Annotated in this window: 26 protein-coding genes; 18 read left to right on the top strand and 8 right to left on the bottom strand. The window is 63.1% G+C overall.

Annotated features, from left to right (window positions below; all coding sequences use genetic code 11):
- Positions 1–197 precede the first annotated feature (197 nt).
- The 5 genes from ccmA to FHS81_RS04520 all read left to right on the top strand — a co-directional run bounded on the left by ccmA (position 198) and on the right by FHS81_RS04520 (position 3,267).
- The gene (gene ccmA, locus FHS81_RS04540) at positions 198–842 is read left to right on the top strand and encodes a heme ABC exporter ATP-binding protein CcmA (RefSeq protein WP_281374417.1); all 645 of its coding nucleotides are present in this window, start codon (positions 198–200) and stop codon (positions 840–842) included.
- Entirely contained in the window at positions 842–1,504 is a 663-nt protein-coding gene (ccmB, locus tag FHS81_RS04535) for a heme exporter protein CcmB (RefSeq protein ID WP_183750880.1), read from the top strand. Before ccmA ends, ccmB begins: the two co-directional genes overlap by 1 nt.
- Positions 1,505–1,737: 233 nt before the next feature.
- Entirely contained in the window at positions 1,738–2,505 is a 768-nt protein-coding gene (locus FHS81_RS04530; RefSeq protein WP_183750879.1) for a heme ABC transporter permease, read from the top strand.
- A 10-nt stretch (positions 2,506–2,515) separates the two neighbouring features.
- The gene (gene ccmD, locus FHS81_RS04525) at positions 2,516–2,689 is read left to right on the top strand and encodes a heme exporter protein CcmD (RefSeq protein ID WP_183750878.1); all 174 of its coding nucleotides are present in this window, start codon (positions 2,516–2,518) and stop codon (positions 2,687–2,689) included.
- Positions 2,686–3,267: a DsbE family thiol:disulfide interchange protein gene (locus tag FHS81_RS04520; RefSeq protein WP_183750877.1), complete on the top strand. Its 582-nt coding sequence runs from the start codon at positions 2,686–2,688 to the stop codon at positions 3,265–3,267. The genes ccmD and FHS81_RS04520 overlap by 4 nt, the downstream gene beginning before the upstream one ends.
- Positions 3,268–3,286: 19 nt before the next feature.
- On the opposite strand, the gene FHS81_RS04515 is transcribed toward FHS81_RS04520, so the two are convergent.
- Positions 3,287–3,934: a septation protein A gene (locus tag FHS81_RS04515; RefSeq protein WP_183750876.1), complete on the bottom strand. Its 648-nt coding sequence runs from the start codon at positions 3,932–3,934 to the stop codon at positions 3,287–3,289.
- Between the two features lie 81 nt (positions 3,935–4,015).
- The gene (gene ftsY / locus FHS81_RS04510) at positions 4,016–5,455 is read right to left on the bottom strand and encodes a signal recognition particle-docking protein FtsY (protein ID WP_183750875.1); all 1,440 of its coding nucleotides are present in this window, start codon (positions 5,453–5,455) and stop codon (positions 4,016–4,018) included.
- Positions 5,456–5,545: 90 nt separating this feature from the next.
- On the opposite strand from ftsY, the gene FHS81_RS04505 reads away from it, so the two are divergent.
- Entirely contained in the window at positions 5,546–6,343 is a 798-nt protein-coding gene (locus FHS81_RS04505) for an RluA family pseudouridine synthase (RefSeq protein WP_183751251.1), read from the top strand.
- Here the strand turns inward: FHS81_RS04505 and mtaB are convergent.
- Positions 6,272–7,507, bottom strand: a complete 1,236-nt coding sequence (mtaB, locus tag FHS81_RS04500; protein ID WP_183750874.1) for a tRNA (N(6)-L-threonylcarbamoyladenosine(37)-C(2))-methylthiotransferase MtaB — start codon at positions 7,505–7,507, stop codon at positions 6,272–6,274. The two genes, FHS81_RS04505 and mtaB, sit on opposite strands and share 72 nt — an antisense overlap.
- Positions 7,507–8,376: a diaminopimelate epimerase gene (dapF, locus tag FHS81_RS04495; RefSeq protein WP_183751250.1), complete on the bottom strand. Its 870-nt coding sequence runs from the start codon at positions 8,374–8,376 to the stop codon at positions 7,507–7,509. Before dapF ends, mtaB begins: the two co-directional genes overlap by 1 nt.
- Before the next feature lie 267 nt (positions 8,377–8,643).
- Here dapF and FHS81_RS04490 point away from each other — a divergent pair, with 267 nt between their 5' ends.
- The 11 genes from FHS81_RS04490 (at position 8,644) to leuB (ending at position 17,944) form a co-directional block, all read left to right on the top strand.
- Complete coding sequence (locus FHS81_RS04490) at positions 8,644–9,588, top strand: GyrI-like domain-containing protein (RefSeq protein WP_183750873.1); 945 nt, start codon at positions 8,644–8,646, stop codon at positions 9,586–9,588.
- Positions 9,589–9,953: 365 nt separating this feature from the next.
- Positions 9,954–11,546, top strand: coding sequence for a signal recognition particle protein (gene ffh, locus FHS81_RS04485; protein ID WP_183750872.1), 1,593 nt, complete (start codon positions 9,954–9,956; stop codon positions 11,544–11,546).
- A 41-nt stretch (positions 11,547–11,587) separates the two neighbouring features.
- Positions 11,588–11,962 (top strand): 30S ribosomal protein S16, encoded by a 375-nt coding sequence (gene rpsP, locus FHS81_RS04480; RefSeq protein WP_183750871.1) that lies wholly within the window; start codon positions 11,588–11,590, stop codon positions 11,960–11,962.
- Positions 11,963–11,980: 18 nt separating this feature from the next.
- Positions 11,981–12,532, top strand: coding sequence for a ribosome maturation factor RimM (rimM, locus tag FHS81_RS04475; protein WP_183750870.1), 552 nt, complete (start codon positions 11,981–11,983; stop codon positions 12,530–12,532).
- Positions 12,525–13,229 (top strand): tRNA (guanosine(37)-N1)-methyltransferase TrmD, encoded by a 705-nt coding sequence (gene trmD / locus FHS81_RS04470; RefSeq protein WP_428982430.1) that lies wholly within the window; start codon positions 12,525–12,527, stop codon positions 13,227–13,229. Before rimM ends, trmD begins: the two co-directional genes overlap by 8 nt.
- A 153-nt stretch (positions 13,230–13,382) precedes the next feature.
- Positions 13,383–13,799, top strand: coding sequence for a 50S ribosomal protein L19 (gene rplS, locus FHS81_RS04465; protein ID WP_183750868.1), 417 nt, complete (start codon positions 13,383–13,385; stop codon positions 13,797–13,799).
- Between the two features lie 127 nt (positions 13,800–13,926).
- Positions 13,927–14,097, top strand: coding sequence for a hypothetical protein (locus FHS81_RS04460; RefSeq protein WP_183750867.1), 171 nt, complete (start codon positions 13,927–13,929; stop codon positions 14,095–14,097).
- A gap of 122 nt (positions 14,098–14,219) precedes the next feature.
- Positions 14,220–15,644, top strand: coding sequence for a 3-isopropylmalate dehydratase large subunit (leuC, locus tag FHS81_RS04455; RefSeq protein WP_183750866.1), 1,425 nt, complete (start codon positions 14,220–14,222; stop codon positions 15,642–15,644).
- A gap of 2 nt (positions 15,645–15,646) precedes the next feature.
- Positions 15,647–16,081, top strand: a complete 435-nt coding sequence (locus FHS81_RS04450; RefSeq protein ID WP_183750865.1) for a metallopeptidase family protein — start codon at positions 15,647–15,649, stop codon at positions 16,079–16,081.
- A gap of 49 nt (positions 16,082–16,130) precedes the next feature.
- The gene (leuD, locus tag FHS81_RS04445) at positions 16,131–16,736 is read left to right on the top strand and encodes a 3-isopropylmalate dehydratase small subunit (RefSeq protein ID WP_183750864.1); all 606 of its coding nucleotides are present in this window, start codon (positions 16,131–16,133) and stop codon (positions 16,734–16,736) included.
- Between the two features lie 98 nt (positions 16,737–16,834).
- The gene (gene leuB, locus FHS81_RS04440; RefSeq protein ID WP_183750863.1) at positions 16,835–17,944 is read left to right on the top strand and encodes a 3-isopropylmalate dehydrogenase; all 1,110 of its coding nucleotides are present in this window, start codon (positions 16,835–16,837) and stop codon (positions 17,942–17,944) included.
- Between the two features lie 95 nt (positions 17,945–18,039).
- Here the strand turns inward: leuB and FHS81_RS04435 are convergent, their stop codons facing one another.
- Together FHS81_RS04435 and FHS81_RS04430 are read right to left on the bottom strand one after the other, a co-directional pair.
- A complete protein-coding gene (locus FHS81_RS04435; RefSeq protein WP_183750862.1) occupies positions 18,040–18,906 on the bottom strand; it encodes a hypothetical protein in 867 nt (288 codons plus the stop codon).
- 191 nt (positions 18,907–19,097) lie between these two features.
- On the bottom strand, positions 19,098–20,507 hold the full coding sequence (locus FHS81_RS04430; RefSeq protein WP_183750861.1) for a transcription antitermination factor NusB: 1,410 nt from the start codon (positions 20,505–20,507) through the stop codon (positions 19,098–19,100).
- A 123-nt stretch (positions 20,508–20,630) separates the two neighbouring features.
- Between FHS81_RS04430 and FHS81_RS04425 the strand changes: the two genes are divergently transcribed.
- Entirely contained in the window at positions 20,631–20,819 is a 189-nt protein-coding gene (locus FHS81_RS04425; protein ID WP_183751249.1) for a DUF1674 domain-containing protein, read from the top strand.
- Positions 20,820–20,830: 11 nt separating this feature from the next.
- Here the strand turns inward: FHS81_RS04425 and FHS81_RS19250 are convergent, their stop codons facing one another.
- On the bottom strand, positions 20,831–22,171 hold the full coding sequence (locus FHS81_RS19250) for a protoglobin domain-containing protein (protein WP_343052437.1): 1,341 nt from the start codon (positions 22,169–22,171) through the stop codon (positions 20,831–20,833).
- A gap of 453 nt (positions 22,172–22,624) precedes the next feature.
- Complete coding sequence (acs, locus tag FHS81_RS04415; protein WP_183750860.1) at positions 22,625–24,568, bottom strand: acetate--CoA ligase; 1,944 nt, start codon at positions 24,566–24,568, stop codon at positions 22,625–22,627.
- Positions 24,569–24,724: the final 156 nt, after the last annotated feature.

Here is a 24,724-nt window from a genome sequence, read left to right as displayed (position 1 = left end):
GCGCCGTACGCGCGCGCCGCCCCGGGAGTGCCCAGGTCCCCGCGCGTCACGCGCGCGGCGCAGCCTGCGAGCTATATAGTCAGTTTTACCGCGGTGCGCTAGACCGTTAATAGCGGTTCTAAAGAGCCTCACTCCGGAAGGCAATTCCCCAGAAAGGAATTATTCCAATTTTATACTGCGCTGCCCCATTCCCCGCCCTGAGTCTTTCGGCTGCGGATCTGGCTTGCCGCCGGGGTGGGCGGCTGTTGTTTTCCGGAATTGACTTCACGGTTCTCGCGGGCCGTGCGCTGGTGGTGACCGGCGCGAACGGCGCCGGCAAATCCAGCCTGCTGGCGTTGCTTCGTGGAAGCCTGAAGCCTGCTGCGGGCAGGGTCGTGCTTGACGGGGCGGGGGAGCGCACGGTCGCGGAGGCAAGCCACTTCATCGGCCATGAAAACGCGCTCAAGGGCATGCTGACGGCCAGCGAGAACCTGGCCTTTGCCCGCGACGTTCTCACGGGCGGTGTATGCGGCAAGGCGGGGATGTCGACGGATGAGGGGCTGGCGAAACTCGGCGTCGCGCATCTCTCACGCTTGCCGGTGGCGTATCTTTCCGCCGGGCAAAAGCGGCGCGTTGAATTGGCGCGACTTTTTGTCGCAGTCAGGCCGATATGGCTACTCGACGAACCGACAGCGGGGCTGGACGCGGCGTCCGTCGGGCTTTTCCGGCAACTGATGCGTGATCACCTCGCTATTGGTGGTCTCATCATCGCAGCGACTCACCAACCGTTCGGCCTTGCCGGTGAGCAGATATTGCGAATCGAGGATTGCGCCGCAACCGCTGACGACCCGGAGGCGTGGTGATGCGTGCGTTTGTGGCCATCATCCGCCGCGATCTTCTGATTGCCAGCCGCATCGGCGGCGCGGGGGCGTTGCCGCTGGTTTTTTTCCTGATGCTGGTGACGCTGATTCCATTCGCTATCGGCCCGGACCTGAATCTGCTGTCGCGTATCGGTCCCGCTATTTTGTGGCTGGCGGCGGCATTGGCCACTCTCATCGGCCTCGACCGGCTGTTTCAGGCTGATGCGGAGGATGGGTCGCTCGACCTCATTCTTGCCAGCGCTTTGCCGGCAGAACTGGCCATCGTCGCCAAAGGGTTTGCGCATTGGCTGACGACCGGGCTGCCGCTGGCGCTATGCTCGCCGCTATTCGGTTTGCTGCTGGCGTTGACGCCGCAGGCGATGATGGATGTCGCGGCAAGTCTCCTCGTCGGAACTCCGGCACTGACATTCGCGGGTGTTACCGGCGCGGCGCTGACGGCCCGGCTGCGGCGGGGCGGGCTGATCCTGTCCATTCTGGTCACTCCGCTGATGATCCCGGCGCTGATATTCGGTGTGTCGGCGGCGCAGGCGGCGTCAGTCGGGGCGGCCTCGTTTTTCGCACCGTTTCTGGTTCTGTGCGCCATCAGCCTGTTGAGCATCGTTATCGCGGCTGTCGCCGGGGCAGCGGCCTTGCGCGGACCCTGATCGCTGTCTTCACAATAGCGGATGCAGGGCCAAGGTGGCGTAATATCGCATTGCTCCGCGCAAGATGCGGCCATAAAACACGAGAGTCCAGATGCTCTGATGGAAACGGAGCAGGTGCTGTAAATTCCATATTTGCCGTAAGTTGCGATGGATCGATTTGAACGCAAACTGCTCCGGGAAGCTGAAAATACCGGCTGCGCATCGTGTGACTTGAAAGGAGACCGGCGAGGACCATGCTGACGGTATTGGCGAATCCCACCCGGTTCATGGCGCTGTCCGGGCGTGTGCTGCCGTGGCTGGCGATGGCGGCGGCGGGTTTGCTTGTGGCCGGGTTCGCGCTGGTTTTTCTAACCGTGCCGGATGATTATCAGCAGGGTGCAACGGTGCGCATCATGTATGTGCATGTGCCCGCCGCGTGGTTGTCTCTGTTTCTCTATCTCATCATGGCGATGGCGGCTGTCGGTACGCTGGTGTGGCGGCATCCGGTCGCCGATGTCGCGCAGAAGGCGGCGGCGCCTATCGGGGCGGCTTTTACCTTCCTCTGCCTCGTGACCGGGGCGATATGGGGCAAGCCGATGTGGGGAACGTGGTGGGTGTGGGACGCCCGGCTCACCTCCGAGCTTGTCCTGTTGCTCATCTATCTCGGCATCATGGGTCTGTGGCGAGCGTTCGAGGAACCTTCAGCCGCTGCACGCGCCGTGGCCGTTATGACGCTGGTGGGGCTTGTCAATCTGCCGGTGATCAAGTTCTCCGTCGACTGGTGGAATACGTTGCACCAACCCGCTTCCGTTTTCCGGCTGGATGGCCCGACCATTCATTCCAGTATGCTCTGGCCTTTGCTGATCGTCGCTGCCGGTTTTTCGTTGCTGGCTCTCGCGCTGCATCTGTCCGGCATGCGGACGGAGATCCTGCGCCGGCGTGTGCGCGCACTGACGCTTCAGCAGGCGAGGCGGTCCGAGGTGGATCTTGGCCATATTCGTGCCTCGGGCGCGGGACTGTGAGGCCGGGCCGATGACCGTATCCTATCTCGGCTACATCCTCGCGGCCTATGCCGCTGCCGCTGCCGTTGTCGGCGGCCTCATCCTGCGGGCCGTGCTGGATCACAGGGCACAGGTGCGGGAGCTTGCGGCGCTGGAAGCGCGCGGGGTGCGCCGCCGGTTTCGCCGCCCGGAGGACGAGGCGTGAGGTCCGATGTCGCGCCGCCGCGCCGCAATCTGCTGCGGTTTCTGCCGCTGGCGGTTTTCATCGCGCTGGCAGCGTTGTTTCTCAGCCGCCTTGGCGGGAGCGATCCCTCGCGCGTGCCGCCGGCGCTCATCGGGCGTCCCGTGCCGGTTTTCGATCTGCCGCCGCTCGATGGCGTGATGCGCGAGGGCGCACCTGTACCCGGACTATCAACGGCGGATTTTGGATCGGGGAAGGTAACAGTCGTCAACGTCTGGGCGTCGTGGTGCGTGCCATGCCGGCAGGAACATCCGCTGTTGATGCAACTCGCCGCTGATCCGCGCATCGAGGTGGTCGGTATCAATTACAAGGACACGCCGGAGAACGCCCGGCGTTTTCTGGGGGCGCTCGGCAACCCTTTCGCCCGCATCGGCGCGGACGAAAAGGGCAGGGCGGGCATCGAATGGGGCGTTTATGGCGTGCCGGAGACGTTCCTTGTGGGGGCGGATGGCGCCATCCGCCACAAGCACATTGGCCCGCTTACGCCGCAGGCTCTGGACACGCTGCAATCTCTGGCCTCAGTGAAAGGCGACAGGTCTTGAGGCAGCCGGGGCGGAAGCGTCAGCTTTTTGCCTGCTCCTGCGGCGAATGCTTCAGGATCAACGGTGTTTGGGCAAGTGCGAAGATCATGGTGATGGGCATCATGCCGAACACCTTGAAGCTCACCCAGAAGTCGGTGCTCTGCGTGCGCCAGATGATCTCGTTCAGCGCGGCGAGGCCGAGGAAGAACACGCCCCAGCGGAAGGTCAGCTTGCGCCAGCCTTCGGCATCGAGCTGAAACACACTGCCGAAGATGATCGGCAGCAGCGGCTTGTTGAACAGGAAAAGCCCGCCGAGCAGGATGCCGCCGAACAGGCTGTTGACGATGGTCGGCTTGAGCTTGATGAACAGATCGTCGTTGAGCCACAGCGTCATCGCGCCGAACCCCACCACCACGACGCCGGACACCAGCGGCATGATCGGCACCCGCCGCTCCAGCACGTAGTTCACGCACAGCGCGACCACGGTCGCCACCATGAATACGGCGGTGGCGGAGAAGATGCCGACATGGTCTGCACTCATCTGCGCCGGCAGCAGCGGGCCGATGAGCGGCGTGAAATATTCCGGCCGCGAGTTCGCCACGAAAAACAGGGCAAGCGGCCCCATCTCCAGCAGCAGTTTGGTGACGGGCGGCAGCCCTTCGTGGCCGGTGTCGATCTTCTGGTTCATACTGTCATGCTTCCTGCGGCGCGCTTTCCGATCAAGCGGAAACGCTCGATTGATCAGAATTCGCGCATAAAAAAATGCCGATCACGAATTGCTCCGTTCGTGATCAAGGCCTGCAATGGCGCGGGCAAAATCGTCCGCCGCGAACGGTTCCAGATCCTCGACGCCCTCGCCGACGCCAATATAGTGCACCGGCAGCCCGAATTTGTCTGCAATGGCGACCAGAATGCCGCCACGCGCCGTGCCGTCGAGCTTCGTCATCACGAGGCCTGTGACGCCTGCGGTCTGGCCGAAGATCTCCACCTGATTGACCGCGTTCTGCCCCGTCGTGGCGTCGAGCACCAGCAGCACCGCATGCGGGGCGGTCTCATCGCATTTCTTGATGACGCGGATGATCTTTTCCAGCTCGGCCATCAGCCCGGCCTTGTTCTGCAGGCGGCCCGCCGTGTCGATCAGCAGAACATCGGTGTTGCTGTTCTGCGCTTCCTTCAGGGCGTCGAAGGCGAGGCCGGCGGCGTCCGCACCCTGTTCGCGGCGGATGACGCGCGCGCCCGTGCGTTCGCCCCACACCGTAAGCTGCTCGATGGCGGCGGCGCGGAAGGTATCGCCTGCTGCCAGCATCACCGAGCGGCCTTCGTTGCGGAATTTCTGCGCCAGCTTGCCGATGGTCGTGGTCTTGCCGGCGCCGTTCACGCCCGCCATCAGGATGACGAACGGTTTCTTCGCCTTATCGATGACGAGAGGCCGCGCCACTGGCTCCAGCACCGCGCCGATCTCGCGGGCGAGGATGGTCTTGACCTCTTCAGGGTCGATGGACTTGTCATAGCGGCCCTTGCCAAGCGCATCCGTGACGCGGGTGGCCATGGCGACGCCAAGATCGGCCTGGATGAGGATGTCCTCAAGCTCTTCCAGCGTCGTGAAATCAAGCTTGCGCTTGGTGAAAATGCCGGTAATTCCCGACCCGATGTTCGAGGACGTGCGCGACAGGCCCTCCCGCAGCCGCTGCCACCAGCTTGTCTTCGCGGCGGGTTCCGGCTCTCCCTCGGGCGCGATCTCCGGCTCTGGTTCCGCCGAGAAAAGCGGAGCGGGTTGCTCCTCTGCGATAACGGGCACGTCTTGCGCGATAGCGGGCGGGTCTTGCGGCTCGTCCGGCGGCGTATGGGACGCGTCTGCCGGGGGCTGATCCTTCCCGGCCTCATCTTCGGCCGGAATGTCATCGTCGCTGACTATATCATCGCCTGCTGCTGCATCATCGGCAGCCGAATGCGGAGTGGTTTCCGGCAACTTCTCCGGTTCTGCGCCGGTCGGAACGTCGGTTTCCGACGATGATTCGGGGGCGGGCGATTCGCTGGCTTCGGACGCCGTGCCGGATTCTTGCGGCGCAGCCGGAACGGTTTCGTCCTCGCCTGCCTGCGTGGTGTCTTCCGGCGGCGGGGTCTCGTGCTTCTCGTCCTGCTTGCGGCCGAAGAGGCGGGAGAACAGGCCGCGCTTCTTGCCGTCCTGCCTGTCGTCGTCGGTGGTCATCTCGGTCGTCCGTTCATGTCTTGTCGGAAGATGGCACTTGTCCGAATATGACACTTGCCAACCAGCGTTGTCCTCGATAGCCCGAACAGCATGAACGGGGAAGTCTCGCAAACCGATATAATGCGTCGCGTGCTGTATCGCGATGCCCTGATGCTCGTTATCGACAAGCCCGCGGGCTTGCCTGTGCATCGCGGCCCGCGCAATGCGGCCTCACGCAACGCCGGCGGCGCGGACACGACGCTGACCGACCTTCTGCCGGACCTGCGCTTTGGCCTGCCCCGCGCGCCGGAGCTTGTCCACCGGCTCGACCGGGACACCTCCGGCTGCCTCGTGCTGGGCAGGCATCGCAAGGCTTTGGAGCGGCTGGGCAAGCTGTTCAGCGGCAATCGCGCCAGCAAGACGTACTGGGCCATTGTCGAAGGCGCGCCAGAGGCCGATACAGGCGAAATCGATCTGCCGCTTGGCCCGCGCGATCCGGATCGGGGCTGGTGGATGAAGGTCGATCCCGCGGGTCAGCCCGCGCTCACGCGCTGGCGGGTGCTGGGCCGGGCGGATGGCTTTTCGTGGCTGGCGCTGGAGCCGGTGACCGGGCGCACGCATCAGTTGCGTGTTCATTGCGCAGCCAGCGGGTTTCCGATTCTCGGCGATGCCATCTATGGCAATGCGCCGCGTGCCGGCGGTCCAGGGTTATATCTGCACGCGCGCGCCATCACGCTGCCGCTTTATCCAAAGCGCGATCCGATCCATGTCGAGGCACCGCCGCCGGATGCCATGGCGTCCTGGCTCGGCCAGCATGGATTCGATGTGCCGCTGCCTTCAGGCGGCAATCAACTGCCGTCCGTCATGCCCGGCGATGGTGACGGGCAGGAGATTGCCGGGGCCGGGTGAGCCGGCGATCCGTACCGGCGTGAATGCCTCTGTGCGGCCGATGCCGCCACGCTCCGTCAGCACGACGCGTTCGCGCCCGATCTCGCCGGCCAGATGGTTTTCCAGCAGTCGCGCGCCAAGCCCGCGCAACCGCGCCGCACGCTCCTTCACCAACTCACGCGGCACCTGCGGCATGCGCGCCGCCGGCGTGCCGGGGCGTGGCGAGTAGGGGAAAACATGCAGGTGGGTCAGCCCGTAAGCGAGGATCGACTCGCACGTGCGGGCAAACATGTCCTCGGTCTCCGTCGGGAAACCGGCGATGACATCCGCGCCGAACACCATGTCCGGGCGCAGGGCACGCACTTTCTCCACGAATTGCAGCGTATCCGCATGGGAGTGGCGGCGCTTCATGCGCTTGAGGATGAGATCGTCGCCCGATTGCAGCGACAGATGCAGATGCGGCATCAGGCGGGAATCGGTGGCGATGGCATCCAGCAGGTGGTCGTCCGCCTCGATTGAGTCGATGGACGACAGGCGCAGCCGCATCAGGCCCGGCACGTGGCGCAGGATGTTGCGCACGAGCAGGCCGAGCGTGGGGTGGCCCGGCAGGTCCGCGCCATAGCTGGTGATGTCTACGCCGGTGATGACGGCCTCGCGATAGCCGTTATCGACAAGGCGCTTGAGGCCATCCACCACCGCGCCCATCGGCACCGAGCGCGATGGTCCCCTGCCATAGGGGATGACGCAGAAGGTGCAGCGATGGTCGCAGCCGTTCTGCACCTGCACGAAGGCGCGGGTGTGCCCCTCGAACGCATCCACCATTTGCGGCGCGGTTTCCCGCACGGCCATGATGTCGCTCACCGCCACGCGCTCCAGCGCCGGCGCAAGCCACGTTTCGGGACGCATCTTCTCGGCGTTGCCGATGACGCGCGACACCTCAGGCATGGCGGCAAAACGCTCCGGCTCGATCTGCGCGGCGCAGCCGGTGACGACGATTTCCGCCGCCGGACGCTCGCGCTTGAGACGGCGGATGCTCTGACGGGCATGGCGGGTGGCTTCCGCCGTCACCGCGCAGGTATTGATGATCACGACATCACCCCGGCCCGCCGCCTCCGCATGGCGGCGCAGGGTTTCGGATTCGGCGATGTTCAGCCGGCAGCCGAAGGTGACGATATCGACGCTCATCAGGCCGCTGTATCCTGGAAAAGCGAAGGGGGCAGGCTATCGCGCCACTCGAATTCAGCCGGCCCGGTCATCCGCACGGTTCCGCCTTCGCGATAGTCGATGATGAGGGAGCCACCCGGCAGTTGCACCTCGACGCGCTCATCGGCAAGCCCGCGCCGAATCGCCGCCACCGCCGCTGCGCATGCGCCAGAACCGCAGGCGCGCGTCTCGCCCGCGCCGCGTTCCCACACCCGCAGAAGGATGTGCTGCCTGTCCACCACCTGCGCCAGCGAAATGTTGGCCCGCTCGGGAAACAGCGGATCGTGCTCCAGCCCCGGCCCGATGGCGGGCAGGTCATAGGCTGCCGCATCGGCAACGAAGAACACCGCATGCGGGTTGCCCATGCTCACGCCAGCCGGAGCATCGAGCGCGGGAAGACCGGGCACGTCCCGACGCAGCGGCAGTGCATTCGTGTCCGCCACGTCGTGGGCAAGCGGAATATCCTGCCAGTCGAAGCGCGGTGCGCCCATGTCCACGCTGAACACGTCATCCCCGACGCGCTGGCAGACAAGCAATCCGGCGGCGGTTTCGACGGTGGCGGTGTCGCGGTCGCTGTTGCGCAGAATCGCCCATGCCACGCAGCGCGTGCCATTGCCGCAAGCGCCGGCCTCGGAACCGTCATTGTTATAGATGCGCACGAACGCATCCGTGCCCTCGGATCGGGGCGCGTGCAGCACCATGAGCTGGTCGAAGCCCGCGCGTGCAAATCCGGCGATGGCACGCGCCTCATCGGCCGTGACGATGTGCGACGTATGGCGAAGATCGAGCACGACAATCTCGTTGCCGAGGCCGTTCATCTTCAGAAAGGGCAGGTTGGCGAGCGTGTTCAACTGACTGTCCAATAGGGTGAGCGTGGGCACCGGCATAATATGAGCACCGGCGTATGCAAAATATGCGAGCAAGAATAAGCGACGAACGGCCATATATATGATGCAATCTCCGCCGAATGGCTAGAGGCTCCCTGTGGCCCGCAGCAGCCGGTTGCAGAAGAATGCGCGGATGTACTTGCCCGCGGGGCCGCAACTCCTGTCAGCCGGGCAGATCGGTCTGGATGCAACTTTTTCCCGGTCTTTCAATTTTCGCGTTGGTATGGCTTGATGAGCGCACTCGTCCTGCCTTTTGCGCAAGCGGGCGGGAAAGCCGGAGATCGGGTGATCATGCGTATGGGCTCTGCCAACGATCGCTTCTTGGCGAATCGCCTGCCGTTCCGCCCTGTGCGGAGGGCTGGAGCGATGGCGCTTGCCGCCGCGCTGGTCGTGTCCGTGCCGATGTCCGCCAATCCAGCGTCAGCCGAAACAGCCCAGTCTGAGCCCCGCACCACGCCGGCCGCGCCGTTCATCTCCCACTCTGACAAGATGTCGCTGTCCCCCACGGACACCGCGCGTCCCGAAACCGTCGACCCGTCTCGCGCCACCCTTGCCCCGCCGCCCGCCGAGGCGGTGGATGTGGAGCAGGTGGATATCGCTGCCCGGAAAACGGTTATTCTGTCATCGGAAAGCACCTGGGAGAAGGGCTTCGAGAGCCTTGCCGCCGCGTTCCGCACTCTCGATGAAGTGGTGATGGCGGCAGGCTTCGACGTGCGCGGGCGGCCGTTTTCCGTTTTCACCAACACCGACGACGCAGGTTTTCGGTTCGACGCCATGCTGCCGGTCTCCACTCCGGATAATGACGATGAAGCCCGCGAGGCGCTGGAGCAGGCGCTTTCGGAGCACGTCGCCGCACGAACGGATAAAGCTTTGCCCGCGCCGCAGGTGCGCTTTGGCGTCAGCCCGTCCGGCAAGGCGATCCGGTTCGTTCACGCCGCGCCGTATGACGACATCGACACCGTTTACGAGGCGATCACCGCCTATCTCGACAGCAAGAACGTGCTGGTGCAGGACGCCTTCATCGAGGAATACGTCACCGATCTGACCGATCCCACGGATGAGTCGCTGGAGGTCTATATCTACGTCCAGCCCAAGGAATCGCCGGCGCGGGAAGGCTCGCCGCCTGCGGGCGCGGCAGAGGAACCGCCGCTACAGGAATTGCCGGTTCACGAGTAACGTGGTCTTTTTTGGACTTGACTCGCCCCGCTTCATCGCCGCATAAGATCCGGATATATCCGCCCGAACCCTTGTTCGTGAGCCGCCGACCGTGTTCCGGGCCATGCCCGGCCGGAGGTCAACGTCCGACAGCGCGTTGCGCCCTCGGGCGCGCTATGGCTTTGCGAATCGCAATCGTGGGCCGCCGGACGGATGATGGAGAGAACTGCATGGTTGGCGAAACGGGCCGCGCCGAAATGGCGGGGCCGGGTCTGGTCCGGATGTCGATGGAGAGGTGTGTTGCCGTAATGGGCCGCGCGCTTCCGGGGCTTGCGCATTGCCCGTCCGCACGGCCATATCCAGTCAACGGATAATCGGAGACAGCCATGTTCCAAAGTCTTTCCGACAAGCTTTCCGGCATTTTCGACTCGCTGACCCGCAGGGGCGCGTTGACCGAAGCCGATGTCAACACGGCGCTGCGTGAGGTTCGCCGCGCTCTGCTGGAAGCGGACGTCGCGCTGGAAGTCGTGCGCAGCTTCACGGACAAGGTGCGCGACGCCGCCGTTGGCGCCAACGTGGTCAAGTCGGTCACGCCAGGCCAGATGGTTGTGAAGATCGTCCATGACCAGCTCGTCGAGACGCTGGGCAAGGACGCCGTCACCATCAGCCTCGATGCGCTGCCGCCCGTCGCCATTCTGATGGTCGGTCTTCAGGGCTCGGGCAAGACGACGACCACCGCCAAGATCGCCCGCCGCCTGACCGACAAGGACAAGCGCAAGGTGTTGCTCGCCTCGCTCGACACGCGCCGCCCGGCGGCGATGGAGCAGCTGGCCGTGCTTGCGCAGCAGGTGGGCGTGGCTTCCCTGCCCATCGTGGCGGGGCAATCGGCGGCGCAGATCGCGCGGCGTGCGCTGGAGGCGGCGCGTCTGGGCGGCTATGATGTCGTGATGCTCGACACCGCCGGCCGCGTCACCATCGACGAAGCGTTGATGGCCGAGGTTGCCGAGGTGAAGGCACTCGCCGATCCGCATGAAGTGCTGCTCGTCGCCGACAGTCTGACCGGTCAGGATGCGGTCAACACCGCGCGCGCCTTCGATGAGCGCGTCGGCATCACCGGCATCGTGCTCACCCGTATGGACGGCGATGGCCGTGGCGGTGCGGCGCTGTCCATGCGCGCTGTCACCGGCAAGCCGATCAAGCTGATGGGCACGGGCGAAAAGATCGATGCGCTGGAGGACTTCCATCCTCAGCGCGTGGCCAACCGTATTCTGGGCATGGGCGACATCGTGTCGCTGGTCGAGAAGGCGGCGGAATCGATCGACGCCGAAAAAGCCCTGCGCATGGCCGAGAAGATGCGCAAGGGCCAGTTCGATCTGAACGACCTGCGCGATCAGATCAGCCAGATGGAGCGCATCGGCGGCATGAAGGGCGTGCTTGGCATGATGCCGGGCATCGGCAAGCTCAAGAACCAGATCGACAATGCCAATCTGGATGAGCGTGTTCTGGGCCGCCAGAAGGCGATTATCGATTCGATGACGCCGAAGGAAAGGCGCTCGCCGGATATTCTCAAGGCCAGCCGCAAGAAGCGTATTGCCGCCGGTTCCGGCACCCGCGTCGAAGACGTCAACAAGCTGCTGAAGATGCACCGCCAGATGGCGGATATGATGAAGGCCATGGGCAAGGGCGGGCGCGGCGGCATCGCCGGGGCGCTTGGCAACATGTTCGGCCTTGGCGGCGGCATGCCGCAGATCGATCCTTCCAAGATTACGCCCGAGGCGCTGGAGGAGATGAAGAAGCAATTGCCGGCGGGGCTCGCCGGCGGTCTTCCCGGTGGTCAGTCAGGCGGCTTGCCGCCCATGCCGCCGGGTGGACTTCCGGGGCTTGGACGTCCCGGCGGCGGTTTACCGGGCCTTGGCAAGCCCGCTCCCGGCAAGTTGCCGGGTGGTTTGCTCGGTAATCCGTTCGGCAAGAAGAAGTAAAAATTGTTTGTCGTTTCAATTGACTAAAGGAAGAACAACTTATGGCTCTCAAGATTCGTCTCGCCCGTGGTGGCGCCAAGAAGCGTCCCTACTACCGCATCGTGGTTGCTGATGCGCGCTCTCCGCGCGATGGTCGCTTCATCGACCGTCTGGGCTCCTACGATCCGTTGAAGGCGAAGGACGATCCGGCACGCGTCACCATCGACGCCGAAAAGGCGAAGGAGTGGCTGGCCAAGGGCGCGCAGCCGACCGACCGCGTGCTCCGCTTCCTCGATCAGGCTGGCGTCGTGACCCGTCCGGCCCGCAGCAACCCGAAGAAGGCCGAGCCCGGCAAGAAGGCTCAGGAGCGCGCCGCAGAGCGTGCCGAGCGCGCAGCCGCTGCCGCAGCACCTGCGGAAGAAGCCGCCGAGGCGTGATGGTGACAGGCGCGGATCATGGCTGAAAACAGACGCGACCGCGTCCTTGTCGGCGAGTTCGGCCGCGCCCACGGCGTTCGTGGCGAGGTGCGGCTGAAGTCCCACACCGGCGATCCCGCCGGCATCATCAAGTACAACCCGCTTGAGAACGAAGGTGGCGCGCCTGTCGTGCTCCTCGGGCTCAGGCCGGTGTCGGGTACTTCTGATATGTTCGTTGCCCGCGTCGAGGGTGTTTCCAGCCGCGAGGCTGCGGAAGCACTGACACGCGTGCAGCTCTATATCCCGCGAGACCGTTTGCAGGTGGAGCTGGAGGAAGACGAGTTCCTTCAGGCCGATGTCATCGGTGCGCGTGTCGAGAACGAAGCCGGTGACGTCATCGGCCGTCTGGTGGCGTTTCATGATTTCGGTGGCGGCGACGTCATCGAGATTGCCCCCGCGGCGGGGCGCCGGCCCAGTGCGCTGGTGCCCTTCACCAAGGCATTCGTGCCTGTCGTGGATGTTCCCGGTGGGCGCATCGTGGTCGCGGATGGTAGCCTGTTCGACGATGACGAGAATGCTCCCCGTGAGTGACAATACAGGCTGGCGTGCCAGTGTGCTGACGCTGTTTCCGGAGATGTTTCCGGGGCCGCTCGGCATCAGCCTGTCCGGCGAGGCGCTGCGGCGCGGCGACTGGACGCTCGACGCTTACGATATCCGCAATCACGGCCTTGGCCGCCATCGCAGCGTGGACGACACGCCTGCCGGTGGCGGGCCGGGCATGGTGTTGCGGGCGGATGTGCTGGCCGCTGCCATCGATGCTGTCTGTGATGCAAGCGACTCGCGTCCGCGCCTGCTGATGAGCCCGCGCGGCAGGCCGTTGACGCAGGCCCGCGCCCGTGCACTTGCGGACGGCGAGGGCGTGGTCATCGTCTGCGGCCGTTTCGAGGGCGTTGACGAGCGGGTCATCGGCGGTCGAACTCTCGAAGAGGTATCGATCGGCGATTACATTCTCTCCGGCGGCGAGATCGCGGCCATGGTGACGCTCGATGCGTGCGTGCGTCTTTTGCCCGGCGTGATGGGGCATGACGAGTCGGGCACCGAAGAGAGCTTCGAGACGGGCCTGCTGGAGTATCCGCACTACACCCGTCCGCGCGAGTGGGAGGGAAGGGCGATTCCCGATATTCTGCTCTCCGGCAACCACGCCGCGATTGCCCGGTGGCGGCAGGAGGAATCCTTGCGGCTGACGCGCGAGCGTCGGCCAGACCTGCTGGACCGCCAGCGGAAATGACGGCTCGACATCCGCCATCGGGTCGTGTATAGCCCAGCATCCCTTGCATCAGGAACGGATCGCCAGACTTCGCTTCCGGCAGGGATAAAACAATTGAAAACAGCGCGCCGAAACGCTTGCGCCGCAAGGTGCGTCGGCAGGAGTCAAAGACCAATGAGCAGCATTATCGAACAGCTCGAAAAAGAGCAGATCGCCAAGCTTTCCGCCGCCCGTGAGACGCCGGAATTCCAACCGGGCGATACCGTCATCGTGAACGTCCGCGTCAAGGAAGGCGAGCGCAGCCGCGTTCAGGCCTACGAAGGCGTCGTGATCGCACGCGGCGGGTCCGGCCTGCATGAGAGCTTCACCGTCCGCAAGATTTCCTACGGCGAGGGCGTGGAGCGCGTGTTCCCGGTCTACTCCCCGATCATCGAGTCGATCAAGGTTGTCCGCCGTGGCCGCGTGCGTCGCGCCAAGCTGTATTACCTGCGTGATCGTCGCGGCAAGTCCGCCCGTATCGCCGAGCGCGTCGACCGGACGCGTCTGGCCAAGAAGGGCGAAGTCAAGGCCGCTCCGCCCGCCGCCGAGTAAGATTTTATCCCGTTTGGGATTTTTGGGGCAGCCCGCGAAAGCGGTGCTGCCCTTGCTTTTTGTTTCGCCATAGAGCTTTCATAAAAGAGTTTGTTACCCGGCAAGGGCTGTGATAAGAACAATTCTCATGAGAATGGTTTCGTGTGACAACTCGGTGATGCGCACCGTTGCGCGGCAGGTCGTCCGGCTCAGGTGGCCGACGACGCAGGAGTTTGCCGCGTTGCACGATCACGCACGCCTGCCGTGGCGCTTCTTCGGCCGTTTCAGCGCATCCCTTGCCGCCGGCCTTAGTCGCTGACGTCGGCAGTATCCGGCGTCAGTTCCGGCCGTATCGATAAGCGGCTTTTGTCGATTTTCCAGTTTTCTCCTGCGAAGCAGCGCCCGTAAGGGTGCTTCCGCACCATATTCCAAGGTAAGGCCATGAGCGCCAGCCAGAATCACGGCAACCCCCGTACCCTGTATGACAAGATCTGGGATGACCACGTCATCTCCGAGCAGGAGGACGGCACCTGCCTGCTCTATATCGACCGCCACCTCGTCCATGAGGTGACCAGCCCGCAGGCATTTGAGGGCCTGCGCGTTGCCGGTCGCAAGGTGCATGCGCCCAATCGCACGCTGGCGGTTGTCGATCATAACGTGCCGACAACTGATCGCTCGAAGGGCATCGACGATCCTGAAAGCGCCCAGCAGGTCGAGACGCTGGCGATGAACGCCCGCGATTTTGGCGTGGAATATTATAATGAGCTGGACATGCGGCAGGGCATCGTCCATGTCGTCGGCCCGGAGCAGGGCTTTACGTTGCCGGGCACGACAATCGTTTGCGGCGACAGCCACACCTCGACCCACGGCGCGTTTGGCGCGCTGGCGCACGGCATCGGTACGTCCGAGGTGGAGCACGTGCTTGCCACGCAGACGCTGATCCAGAAAAAGGCGCGCAACATGCGCGTGACTGTCGACGGGCAGTTGCCGGAAGGCGTGTCGGCCAAGGACGTGGTGCTGGCCATCATCGGCGAAATCGGCACCTCGGGCGGCACGGGCCATGTCATCGAATTCGCCGGCGAAGCAATCCGCTCGCTGTCGGTGGAAGGCCGTCTGACGGTGTGCAACATGACCATCGAAGGTGGCGCGCGCGCCGGCATGGTCGCACCGGATGAGAAGATCTACGAATACCTGAAGGGCCGTCCCAAGACGCCGCGCGGTGATGCGTGGGATGCGGCTGTTCGTTACTGGGATAGCCTGCGCACCGATGACGGGGCCTTCTTCGACCGCGAGGTCGTGCTGGATGGCGCACGCCTGCCGCCGATCGTCACCTGGGGCACCAGCCCGGAGGACGTGGTGTCGGTGACCGGGGTTGTGCCCGATCCGGATCAGATTGCCGACGAGATGAAGCGCCAGGCCAAGTGGCGCGCGCTCGATTACATCGGCCTGCGGCCTGGCACGAAGATCACCGACGTCGAAATCGACCGTGTGTTCATCGGTTCCTGCACCAATGGCCGCATCGAGGATATGCGCGCCGCCGCGCGCGTTGTCGCCGGGCATAAGGTGCATGAGCGGGTCAAGGCGATGATCGTGCCGGGGTCGGGCCTCGTGAAGCAGCAGGCGGAAGCCGAGGGCCTCGACCGGATTTTCCGCGATGCCGGTATCGACTGGCGTGAGCCGGGATGCTCGATGTGTCTGGCCATGAACGCGGACAAGCTGGAGCCGGGCGAGCGCTGCGCCTCCACCTCGAACCGTAATTTTGAGGGCCGGCAGGGGTTCAAGGGGCGCACGCACCTCGTGTCCCCGGCCATGGCGGCGGCGGCGGCGATCGCCGGCCGTTTCGTCGACGTGCGCGACTGGCGCTGACCATGAGCGCGTCGGATTCGGAACGCTGGCGCGACGCACAGGCCCCGGGCCTCGATGTTTTCGAGGATCTGGCGGCGGCTGCCTTTGCCGCGTTGCCGCAGGACTTTCGTAATCTGGCGCGCGATGTCATCATTCGCATCGAGGACTTCCCCGATGACGAAACGCTTGAAGCCATGGAGTGCGAGACGCCTTTCGACCTGCTCGGCCTGTTTCAGGGCAACGGGTTGGCGCAGGGCGGCGGCATGGTGTGGACGGGGCAGATGCCCAACACGATCTTCCTCTATCGGCGGCCGATTCTGGATTACTGGGCCGATCATGAGGAAACGCTGGGCGGCCTGATCACCCATGTATTTGTGCACGAGATTGGCCATCACTTCGGCCTTTCGGACGAGGACATGGAAGCCATCGAACGGCAGGCCGAGTCGGAAGGCGACTGACATCATGCCGGCAGGGCAGGGCCGGTTATCGAAACACGGGATTTCGACAATGGATAAATTCACCCAGTTGACGAGCGTCGCGGCGCCGCTGGAAATCGTCAACATCGACACCGACATGATCATCCCCAAGCAGTTCCTGAAAACGATCAAGCGCACAGGCTTGTCGCGCGGTCTTTTCGCGGAATTGCGCTTTAACGAGGACGGCTCCGAGAACACGGATTTCGTGCTGAACAAGCCGGCTTATCGCAAGGCGGAAATTCTTGTGGCCGGCGACAACTTCGGCTGTGGCTCGTCGCGCGAGCATGCGCCCTGGGCGTTGCTGGATTTCGGTATTCGTTGCGTCATTTCGACGTCGTTCGCGGATATTTTCTACAACAACTGCTTCAAGAACGGCATCTTGCCGATCCGCGTCACGCCGGAACAGCTTGAGCTGCTGCTCGACAACGCACGCCGGGGTGAAAATGCACGCCTCACGGTTGATCTGGAGGCGCAGACGATTTCCGCTGCCGACGGCGAGATGATTCTCTTCGATATCGACCCCTTCCGCAAGCATTGCCTGCTCAACGGGCTTGATGATATCGGCCTGACTATGGAAAAGACTGGCGAAATTACCGATTACGAGACGCGCAATACGACTGAGCGCCCCTGGGTGTGACGTAATCGGCTATGGCAGTCGGCTCCGGATGATGTAAGACGGGAATCGCGGGCGGCGGGCCGCTCGCGGCTCACGAGATAACAAGCGAGGCGCCATCAATGACATCCTATAATCTGCTGATCCTGCCGGGTGACGGCATCGGCCCGGAAGTGGCGGGCGAGGTCGAAAAGCTGGTTGCATGGTTTTCGAATCGCGGCACCGTGCGTTTCGAGGTGGAGAAGGATCTCGTCGGCGGTGCGGCTTATGATGCCTCCGGCCTGCCGATCACCGACGAAACCATGCAGCGCGCATTGTCTGCGGATGCGGTGCTGTTCGGTGCGGTCGGCGGCCCGAAATGGGACGGCGTGGCGTATGATGTCCGCCCCGAAGCAGGCCTGCTGCGGCTGCGCAAGGATCTGGGGTTGTTCGCCAATCTGCGCCCCGCCATCTGCTATCCGGCGCTGGCCGAGGCATCGGCGCTGAAGCGGGAATATGTCGACGGACTCAACCTCGTTATCGTGCGCGAACTCACCGGCGGTGTGTATTTCGGCGAGCCGAAAGAGGTCGTCACGCTTGAAAACGGCGAAAAGCGCGCTGTCGATACGCAAATTTACACCACGCATGAGATCGAGCGCATTGCGCGCGTGGCTTTCGAGCTGGCGCGTCGGCGGCAGGGCCGCGTGGCATCGGCTGAAAAGCGCAACGTGATGAAAACCGGCGTGCTGTGGCATCAGGTGGTCAGCGAGGTGCACAAGGATTATCCGGATGTCGCGCTGGAGCATATCCTCGCCGACAACTGCGGCATGCAACTTGTGCGCAATCCCAAGCAGTTCGATGTTATCGTTACGGATAACCTGTTCGGCGATCTGTTGTCGGATGTCGCGGCGATGCTCACCGGCTCGCTCGGCATGCTGCCTTCGGCGTCGCTGGGTGCGGAAGACCTCGTCACCGGCAAGCGCCGCGCTCTATACGAGCCGGTGCATGGTTCCGCGCCGGACATTGCCGGGCAGGGGCTTGCCAACCCGCTGGCCATGATCGGCTCTTTCGCCATGGCGCTGCGCTATTCCTTCGGGCTGGTGCAGGAGGCGGATCTGGTGGAGAAAGCCGTTGCAAACGTGCTCGCTGCCGGTGTGCGCACCAAGGATATTGCCGCGCCGGGAGCGCCGACTGTCGGCACCGCCGAAGTGGGCGACGCTGTTATCCGCGAGCTGGATGCGCTCACGCAGTGATGTCGTTCGCGCTTGCGGGCGTAAGATGTGAAGAGTTGTCAGTTTTTTGATGCGAGAGGGGAGGGCGGCGGTTAACGCAGCTCTCCTTTTTTGTGTCAGATCCCTTCCGGGCCGACAGGCAGTGGCACTGCGCCGCATTCCGGGAGCTGACGCTGGGCAGCTGAGTCGAACAGCCTTGTGAGCGCTGTATCGCTGGCGACCTCGGTCAGGGTGAGGTGATCGATAAAGCAGGCGATTTCCGGCGCGGTGACGGGCTCGTCATCGCAGGTCCAGCCCAGAAGTTGCAGCGTTGTCTGGTCGACGACATTCAGCCTGTATACCTGACACGCCCGCTCACGCCCGCCGAAGCTGAGTTCCGCGCCGGCCACTTCCGCGATGCCGAACTTTGTGTCCTGCGTCAGTGTGTTGCCGAGACTGATAACGCCGACTCCGGACTCCGCGCCGCGCCGCGCCAGATCGACGAACAACGTGGAGGGCGGTGGGGCCTCTTCACCCATGCGGTAGACGACGAGATGCAGGTGCAGGCCCGGGGAGGCGAAGTCGCCGAAGCTCAGCAGATCGAGCCGCCCGCCGCGGCCGTGCTCGCGCGCCTCGTAGCTGGCGGGAAGATCCACCAGCTCCAGCGAGCGCATACGATACAGCGGCTCGGCATCCGGGATTTGTGTCCAGATATCCGGTCTGGCGGTGAGCCGTTCGCCAAGGGCATCGATGGCCGGTGTGGAAGGGGCGTTGTAGGCGGTGATGCCGGGATGCGTCTGCACGGTTTCATCGCCGAACGGGCCGATATCCAGAAGCGCTATCGCCGCAACGCCGGCGAAAAGCGTGAGACTGAATGCCAGTGAAACCCACGATAGACGACGAGACGACCGGCGGCGCGCGCGCCTGCCACCGCCTCGCGGCGGTTGCGTGTCTTCGGCGTCGTGAGAATAGCCGTGCTGCTCTCCAGATGCCATGAAGGCCATGCCGGACTCCGTCGGTGTCTGAGGTGGTTTTGCCAGAGGGTGCTTGCGCTGATCGACCGTTGTCGATTGGCAGCATTCTACACGCGGATGGTCTTTTCGGCGCGGTGGTTCATGAAATTCTGCGTGGCACCACTAATGAGAGGTTAATTCGCTGCTTTGTCCACAGCGAATTAACAGGCCACGCTATAGCTTCAGACGGCTTTGCGAACCAGCCGCGCGGCAAAGAAACCGTCGAGGCCGGCAAGCCGCGCGGTGTCGTTGGGGAGGTATTGCGGCAATGTCCGCAGATCGCCAGCGGGCGTCAGCGCCTCCTCTATGCCGCCGACTTCCGTGGCCGAGATGGGCGCACGAGCGAAATCCGCATGGCGGGCCAGGAACGCGGCAATTTGCTCCTCGCCTTCTTCCGGCTCCAGCGAGCAGGTGCTGTAAACGAGGCGTCCGCCCGGGGCCACCAGTGCGGCGGCATGGTCCAGCAGCCCGGATTGAAGCGTTGCGAGGCTGGTGATGTCCTGTGGTCCCCGCGTCCACGCGACATCGGGATGGCGGCGGATGGTGCCGGTGGCCGAGCAAGGGGCATCGAGCAGAACGGCATCGAACGGCCCGCCGGTGAAATCGCGCGCGTCGGATGCGACGACATCGGCGGTGAGGGAAAGCCGCGTCAGATTGTCGCGCAGGCGCTCCAGTCGCTCTGGCGAGCGATCGACGGCTGTGACGGTTGCGCCGGCTGCGGCAAGCTGCGCCGTTTTGCCGCCGGGGGCGGCGCAAAGGTCCAGCACGCGTTCGCCCGGCTTGGCGCCGATCAACAGCGCCGGCAGACTGGCCGCGGTATCCTGCACCCACCATACGCCTTCATCGAAGCCCGGCAGTTCGGCAATGCGCGTGCGCTCGGTGAGGCGGATCGAGCCGGTCGGCAGCACCATGCCATTCAGACGCTCCGCCCAGAGGGCCGGGTCGGACTTCACGCTGATGTCGATGCCCGGCTCGCGGCGCTGGGCTTCGACGATGGCCCGGGCGACGGTCTTGCCATATGTCTTCTGCCAACGGTCAAAGAGCCAGCGCGGTGCATCAACCACATCGGTATCGGCCAAAATGGCCTCCCGCGCTTCGGCTATGCGCCGCAGCACGGCGTTCACCAGCTTGGCGTAGGGAAAGGCGTTGCGGTCCGCGCGGGCATGATGCACGGCAAGATCGACGGCGGCGCGATCCGGGATATCCAGCAGCAGCACCTGTGCTGCGCCGACGATCAGGATTTCCGCCAGCAGGCCGGACTTGGCCGGGATTCCCTTGGGCATCCGGGCGTCCAGCGCGGCGTGAATGGTGCCGAGTCGACGTAGGGCAGCGGTGGCAATGGCCCGCACGAGGGCGCGGTCGCGCTCATCCAGCGCCGCTCCTTCGCCCTCGCCAAACTGGTGCGCAAGCGCGTCGTCGAGAGTCAGGCCGTCGTCGGTGATGTCGCGCAGCACGAATGCCGCCACGCGGCGGGGCGGCAGCCCGCGCGGGACTGGCGGCGTGCGGCCGCGCCCCGGAGCGGAGCGGCGAACAGCCGCGCCTGTGGAAGCCTGATCCTTGCGAGCGCCGCCATGCGGCCGGTTGCCTTGCACGCTGATAATTCCCTAATATAAGTGACTGACCTGAATGCAAACTGCCCCAAGGAGCCGCCAATGGCATTGCCCCCGGACAATTCTTCCGCCAGCGCGATCCCGCCTGACAGGCAATTGACGCCCATGCCCGTCACAACCAAGGTGCTGACGCCTGCCGCTGAGCGGGCGCTGGCCGAGGCGGCCCGGCGGCGGGCTGAAATCGACGGCAAGGCCAACGAGCTTGCCCGCCAGCGCGAGATCAACGGTCGCGGCGGACTGGAACCCGTGCGCTATGACGATTGGGAAGTCAAGGGTATCGCCAGCGATTTCTGATCAATGTGGCTCTAGCGTGCCGCCCGGGCGTGCTCCAGAAAGAGGAACACCTCTTCCTTCAGGCGCTCGGCGCTGCTCGCGAGATCGTTGGATAGTTCCAGCATGAAACGGGACGAACTGGCCAGATCATTCATGCTGCCGGAGATGCCGGCCATGTTATTCACCACTTCAGCGGTACCGACCGCGAGTTGCTGATTATTGTGCGATATCTCGTTCGTAGCGCTGCTCTGTAACTCGACCGCGTCTGCGATCGCGCGTGATACACCGTTGAGCGCGCCAATTACCGTATTGATTTCATGAATAATCTTGACGACATCAGCAGTGGATTGTTGAACGCTGGTAATCTGACTGCCGATGGCTTCTGTTGCGCGCGCCGTCTGCTGAGCCAGCGCCTTTACCTCCGTGGCGACGACGGAGAAGCTGCGTCCATGTTCACCGGCTCTTGCGGCTTCGATGGAGGCGTTGAGCGCTAACAGGTTCGTCTGGTCGGCTATATCCGTGATAACACTGACGATGTTGCCTATACTTTGCGCGTCGGAGGTTAACTTGCTGATCAGTTTTTCAGCCTGGCTGGCATCTTCTCTTGCCCGGTCGGCGAGTGCAGCAGCTTCCGTCGTTTGTCGCGAAATCTCGGAGATGGATGAGGCAAGCTCCTCCGATGCGGTAACGACAGCTCCTACACTGGTGTTCGTCTGTTCAAGAGTTCCAGCAATATTGCCCGTCTGTCCCAAAACGCGGTGTGATATAGTGGATATACCGGCTGCGGTGCTGTTGAGTCCTTTTGCGTTATCGTCCAGATGCTCAACAATGCCGCCGACCTCGCTTTCAAGCTTGTTGGCGAGGCCACTCATCTCCGCGATCCTGGCGCGCTGGCCAGCATCCAGATAAACTCCGATCACGTAATCGATATCCAGCATGACTGCTTTAATCAATGCCAGTTGCAGGGCGAAGGCTTCATTGCGACGTAGCAGTGCCAGCGGGTGGCGGAGCATCACGATCTTTTCAAGCAGTGAGCAAAGCAGGAAATTGTAACTGCCGATGTATAGGCTGGGTTCCAGCCCAATACGGCTGTGGACTTCACCTATTTTCCTGATCGAGGCGACATATTCGGTGTCAAATTTCGCGTCGAGAATAATGCCCCAATGCCGGATCTGCATCGCCTTGGCATGCAGGATGTGTTCACGGTTATTGAAAAACGAGTGTGTTTCCGGAAATTCGGACAGGTAGTCATAGAACTTGTCCATGACATCCGGCAGAGCATTCAAGATTATGGTCTTGTTAGCTTTAAGGATAGCACGCTCGCTATCGAGGACCTGGTGGAATTCGTTTTTTGAGGAGGTCTTGGTGTCAATTTCCCCAGTTGTTTTACGGGGGGGGGGGGGGGGTATACTGATTGATTTCTTGACATTACATATCCCGCAATATGATTTTCGCTAAATATAAAGAATAGAAATCATACTAATATTATATTTTACTCGCACAATTCAATGTGTATATTATGCAATAAATTCAAATCCAATCCTGATTCTCCTTATAATGCATGACATTGTAATGCGTATGACATTGATGTACGTGAAGTAATCATGGTATAAGCTAAGGTGAGTTTGAATTATTGTATTGTGTTAAAAATTGTGTAATAATATTCAGTTATTTAGATTTTTATGTATATATAAAAATAGATGTTTCAGTACTGATTAGAGATATTCCTATTTTTATGGTTTGTCGGAATGATTGGCGATTACTGTTCTGGATTGAGGATGACCCTGTCCCGGACTCATTGAACCCGGGACAGGGCGTGATGTGCATCAGCCGTGGCGGTTCTGGCGGTTGTCGACAAGATCGTCCACAACGCTCGGATCGGCCAGCGTTGACGTGTCGCCCAGATTGCCGAATTCGTCTTCAGCGATCTTGCGCAGAATGCGGCGCATGATCTTGCCGGAGCGCGTCTTCGGCAGGCCGGGAGCGAACTGGATAAGGTCCGGCGAGGCGATGGGGCCGATTTCACGGCGTACCCACGCCACCAGTTCCTTGCGCAATTCGTCAGACGGTTCCTCGCCCTCCATCAGCGTGACATAGGCGTAAATGCCCTGTCCCTTGATGTCGTGCGGGTAGCCCACAACGGCAGCTTCCGACACCTTCGGATGGGCGACGAGCGCCGATTCCACTTCCGCCGTGCCCATGCGGTGGCCGGAGACGTTGATCACGTCATCGACGCGGCCGGTGATCCAGTAGTAGCCATCCGCATCGCGGCGAGCGCCATCGCCCGTGAAGTAGCTGCCGGGGTAGGTGGCGAAATAGGTTTCCTCGAAGCGCTTGTGGTCGCCGTAGATAGAGCGCATCTGGCCCGGCCAGCTATCCGTGATGACGAGGTTCCCCTCGGCAGGGCCTTCCAGCACCTTGCCTTCGCTGTCGACGATGGCGGGCTTGACGCCGAAGAACGGCAGCGTGGCGGAGCCGGGCTTCAGATCGATAGCGCCGGGCAGCGGGGTGATGAGGAAACCGCCGGTCTCCGTCTGCCACCAGGTGTCGACGATCGGCGTGCGGTCGTCACCGACGACGCGGCGATACCATTCCCACACCTCGGGATTGATCGGCTCGCCCACGGACCCGAGCAGCCGCAGAGATGCGCGCGACGTCTTCTTCACCGGCTCCTCGCCAGCCTGCATCAGCGAGCGGATGGCGGTGGGGGCGGTGTAGAAGATGTTGACCTTGTGCTTGTCCACAACCTGCCAGAAGCGGGAGATATCCGGATAGGTCGGTACGCCCTCGAACATCAGCGTGGTGGCGCCGTTGGCGAGCGGGCCATACACGATATAGGTGTGGCCCGTGACCCAGCCCACATCCGCCGTGCACCAGTAAACGTCGCCTTCCTGGTAATCGAAGACGTACTGATGCGTCATGGACGCGTAGACCAGATAGCCGCCCGTGGTGTGCAGCACGCCCTTGGGCTTGCCGGTGGAGCCTGAGGTGTAGAGGATGAACAGCGGGTCTTCCGCGTTGACCTCGACGGCGGGGGCCTCCGTCGTCACCTGCTCGATGGCTTCGTGATACCAGACGTCACGGCCCGGCTCCATATCGACATCGCCGCCCGTGCGGCGCACAACGAGCACATGGTCGACGCCGGCGACGCGCTTCAGCGCTGCATCGACGTTGGCCTTCAGCGGCACCTTGCGGCCGCCGCGCAGGCCCTCGTCCGCCGTGATGACGAACTTCGAACCGGCGTCCTCGATGCGGCTGGCAAGCGAGTCGGGAGAGAAGCCGGCGAAAACGATGGTGTGCACCGCGCCGATGCGCGCGCAGGCCAGCATGGCGTATGCGGCCTCCGGGATCATCGGCAGGTAGAGGGTGACGCGGTCGCCCTTCTCGACGCCGCGGTTGCGCAGCACGTTGGCCAGTTCGCCGACGCGGTCGTGCAGTTCCTGATAGGTGATGTGCTTCGACTCGGACGGATCGTCGCCTTCCCAGATGATGGCGGTCTGGTTGGCGCGGTGGGGCAGGTGACGGTCGATGCAGTTATGCGCGACGTTCAGCGTGCCGTCCTCGAACCAGCGGATGAAGACGTTGCCCGGCGCGAACGACGTATCCTTGACCTTCGTGTAGGGCTTGAACCAGTCTATCCGCTTGCCGTGCTCGCCCCAGAACGTATCCGGGTCGGTGACGGATTGCGCGTACCATTCCTGATAGGTTTTCGCGTCGATCAACGCCCGCTTTGCCCACTCTTCGGTAACTTTATGGATATGTTCCGACATCGCTTCTCTCCCGATTGCCCGTCATTCGGCCAAGGTGCACATTGCGGATGCTACCACAGGCTTCGCGGACTTTGATGATGGTCCTATTCCGGATCCGTGCCATTGAATGTAGGCGCAGACGCCGGGGCGCGGCAACCCTTGGAAGCATTCCACTTT

Source organism: Pseudochelatococcus contaminans (assembly GCF_014195635.1).
GTDB lineage: Bacteria > Pseudomonadota > Alphaproteobacteria > Rhizobiales > Beijerinckiaceae > Pseudochelatococcus > Pseudochelatococcus contaminans.
The sequence above is the reverse complement of the archived record's forward strand: the minus strand, read 5'-3'. Positions and strand labels throughout refer to the sequence as shown.

What these genes read in the sequence shown, in the direction of transcription:
- ccmB (WP_183750880.1), top strand. Translation starts at nt 842, where the DNA reads ATGCGTGCGTTTGTGGCCATCATCCGCCGCGATCTTCTGATTGCCAGC.
- FHS81_RS04530 (WP_183750879.1), top strand. Translation starts at nt 1,738, where the DNA reads ATGCTGACGGTATTGGCGAATCCCACCCGGTTCATGGCGCTGTCCGGG.
- ccmD (WP_183750878.1), top strand. Translation starts at nt 2,516, where the DNA reads ATGACCGTATCCTATCTCGGCTACATCCTCGCGGCCTATGCCGCTGCC.
- FHS81_RS04515 (WP_183750876.1), bottom strand. Translation starts at nt 3,934, where the DNA reads ATGAACCAGAAGATCGACACCGGCCACGAAGGGCTGCCGCCCGTCACC.
- ftsY (WP_183750875.1), bottom strand. Translation starts at nt 5,455, where the DNA reads ATGACCACCGACGACGACAGGCAGGACGGCAAGAAGCGCGGCCTGTTC.
- FHS81_RS04505 (WP_183751251.1), top strand. Translation starts at nt 5,546, where the DNA reads ATGAACGGGGAAGTCTCGCAAACCGATATAATGCGTCGCGTGCTGTAT.
- mtaB (WP_183750874.1), bottom strand. Translation starts at nt 7,507, where the DNA reads ATGAGCGTCGATATCGTCACCTTCGGCTGCCGGCTGAACATCGCCGAA.
- FHS81_RS04490 (WP_183750873.1), top strand. Translation starts at nt 8,644, where the DNA reads ATGAGCGCACTCGTCCTGCCTTTTGCGCAAGCGGGCGGGAAAGCCGGA.
- ffh (WP_183750872.1), top strand. Translation starts at nt 9,954, where the DNA reads ATGTTCCAAAGTCTTTCCGACAAGCTTTCCGGCATTTTCGACTCGCTG.
- rpsP (WP_183750871.1), top strand. Translation starts at nt 11,588, where the DNA reads ATGGCTCTCAAGATTCGTCTCGCCCGTGGTGGCGCCAAGAAGCGTCCC.
- rimM (WP_183750870.1), top strand. Translation starts at nt 11,981, where the DNA reads ATGGCTGAAAACAGACGCGACCGCGTCCTTGTCGGCGAGTTCGGCCGC.
- rplS (WP_183750868.1), top strand. Translation starts at nt 13,383, where the DNA reads ATGAGCAGCATTATCGAACAGCTCGAAAAAGAGCAGATCGCCAAGCTT.
- FHS81_RS04460 (WP_183750867.1), top strand. Translation starts at nt 13,927, where the DNA reads ATGAGAATGGTTTCGTGTGACAACTCGGTGATGCGCACCGTTGCGCGG.
- leuC (WP_183750866.1), top strand. Translation starts at nt 14,220, where the DNA reads ATGAGCGCCAGCCAGAATCACGGCAACCCCCGTACCCTGTATGACAAG.
- FHS81_RS04450 (WP_183750865.1), top strand. Translation starts at nt 15,647, where the DNA reads ATGAGCGCGTCGGATTCGGAACGCTGGCGCGACGCACAGGCCCCGGGC.
- leuD (WP_183750864.1), top strand. Translation starts at nt 16,131, where the DNA reads ATGGATAAATTCACCCAGTTGACGAGCGTCGCGGCGCCGCTGGAAATC.
- leuB (WP_183750863.1), top strand. Translation starts at nt 16,835, where the DNA reads ATGACATCCTATAATCTGCTGATCCTGCCGGGTGACGGCATCGGCCCG.
- FHS81_RS04435 (WP_183750862.1), bottom strand. Translation starts at nt 18,906, where the DNA reads ATGGCCTTCATGGCATCTGGAGAGCAGCACGGCTATTCTCACGACGCC.
- FHS81_RS04425 (WP_183751249.1), top strand. Translation starts at nt 20,631, where the DNA reads ATGCCCGTCACAACCAAGGTGCTGACGCCTGCCGCTGAGCGGGCGCTG.
- acs (WP_183750860.1), bottom strand. Translation starts at nt 24,568, where the DNA reads ATGTCGGAACATATCCATAAAGTTACCGAAGAGTGGGCAAAGCGGGCG.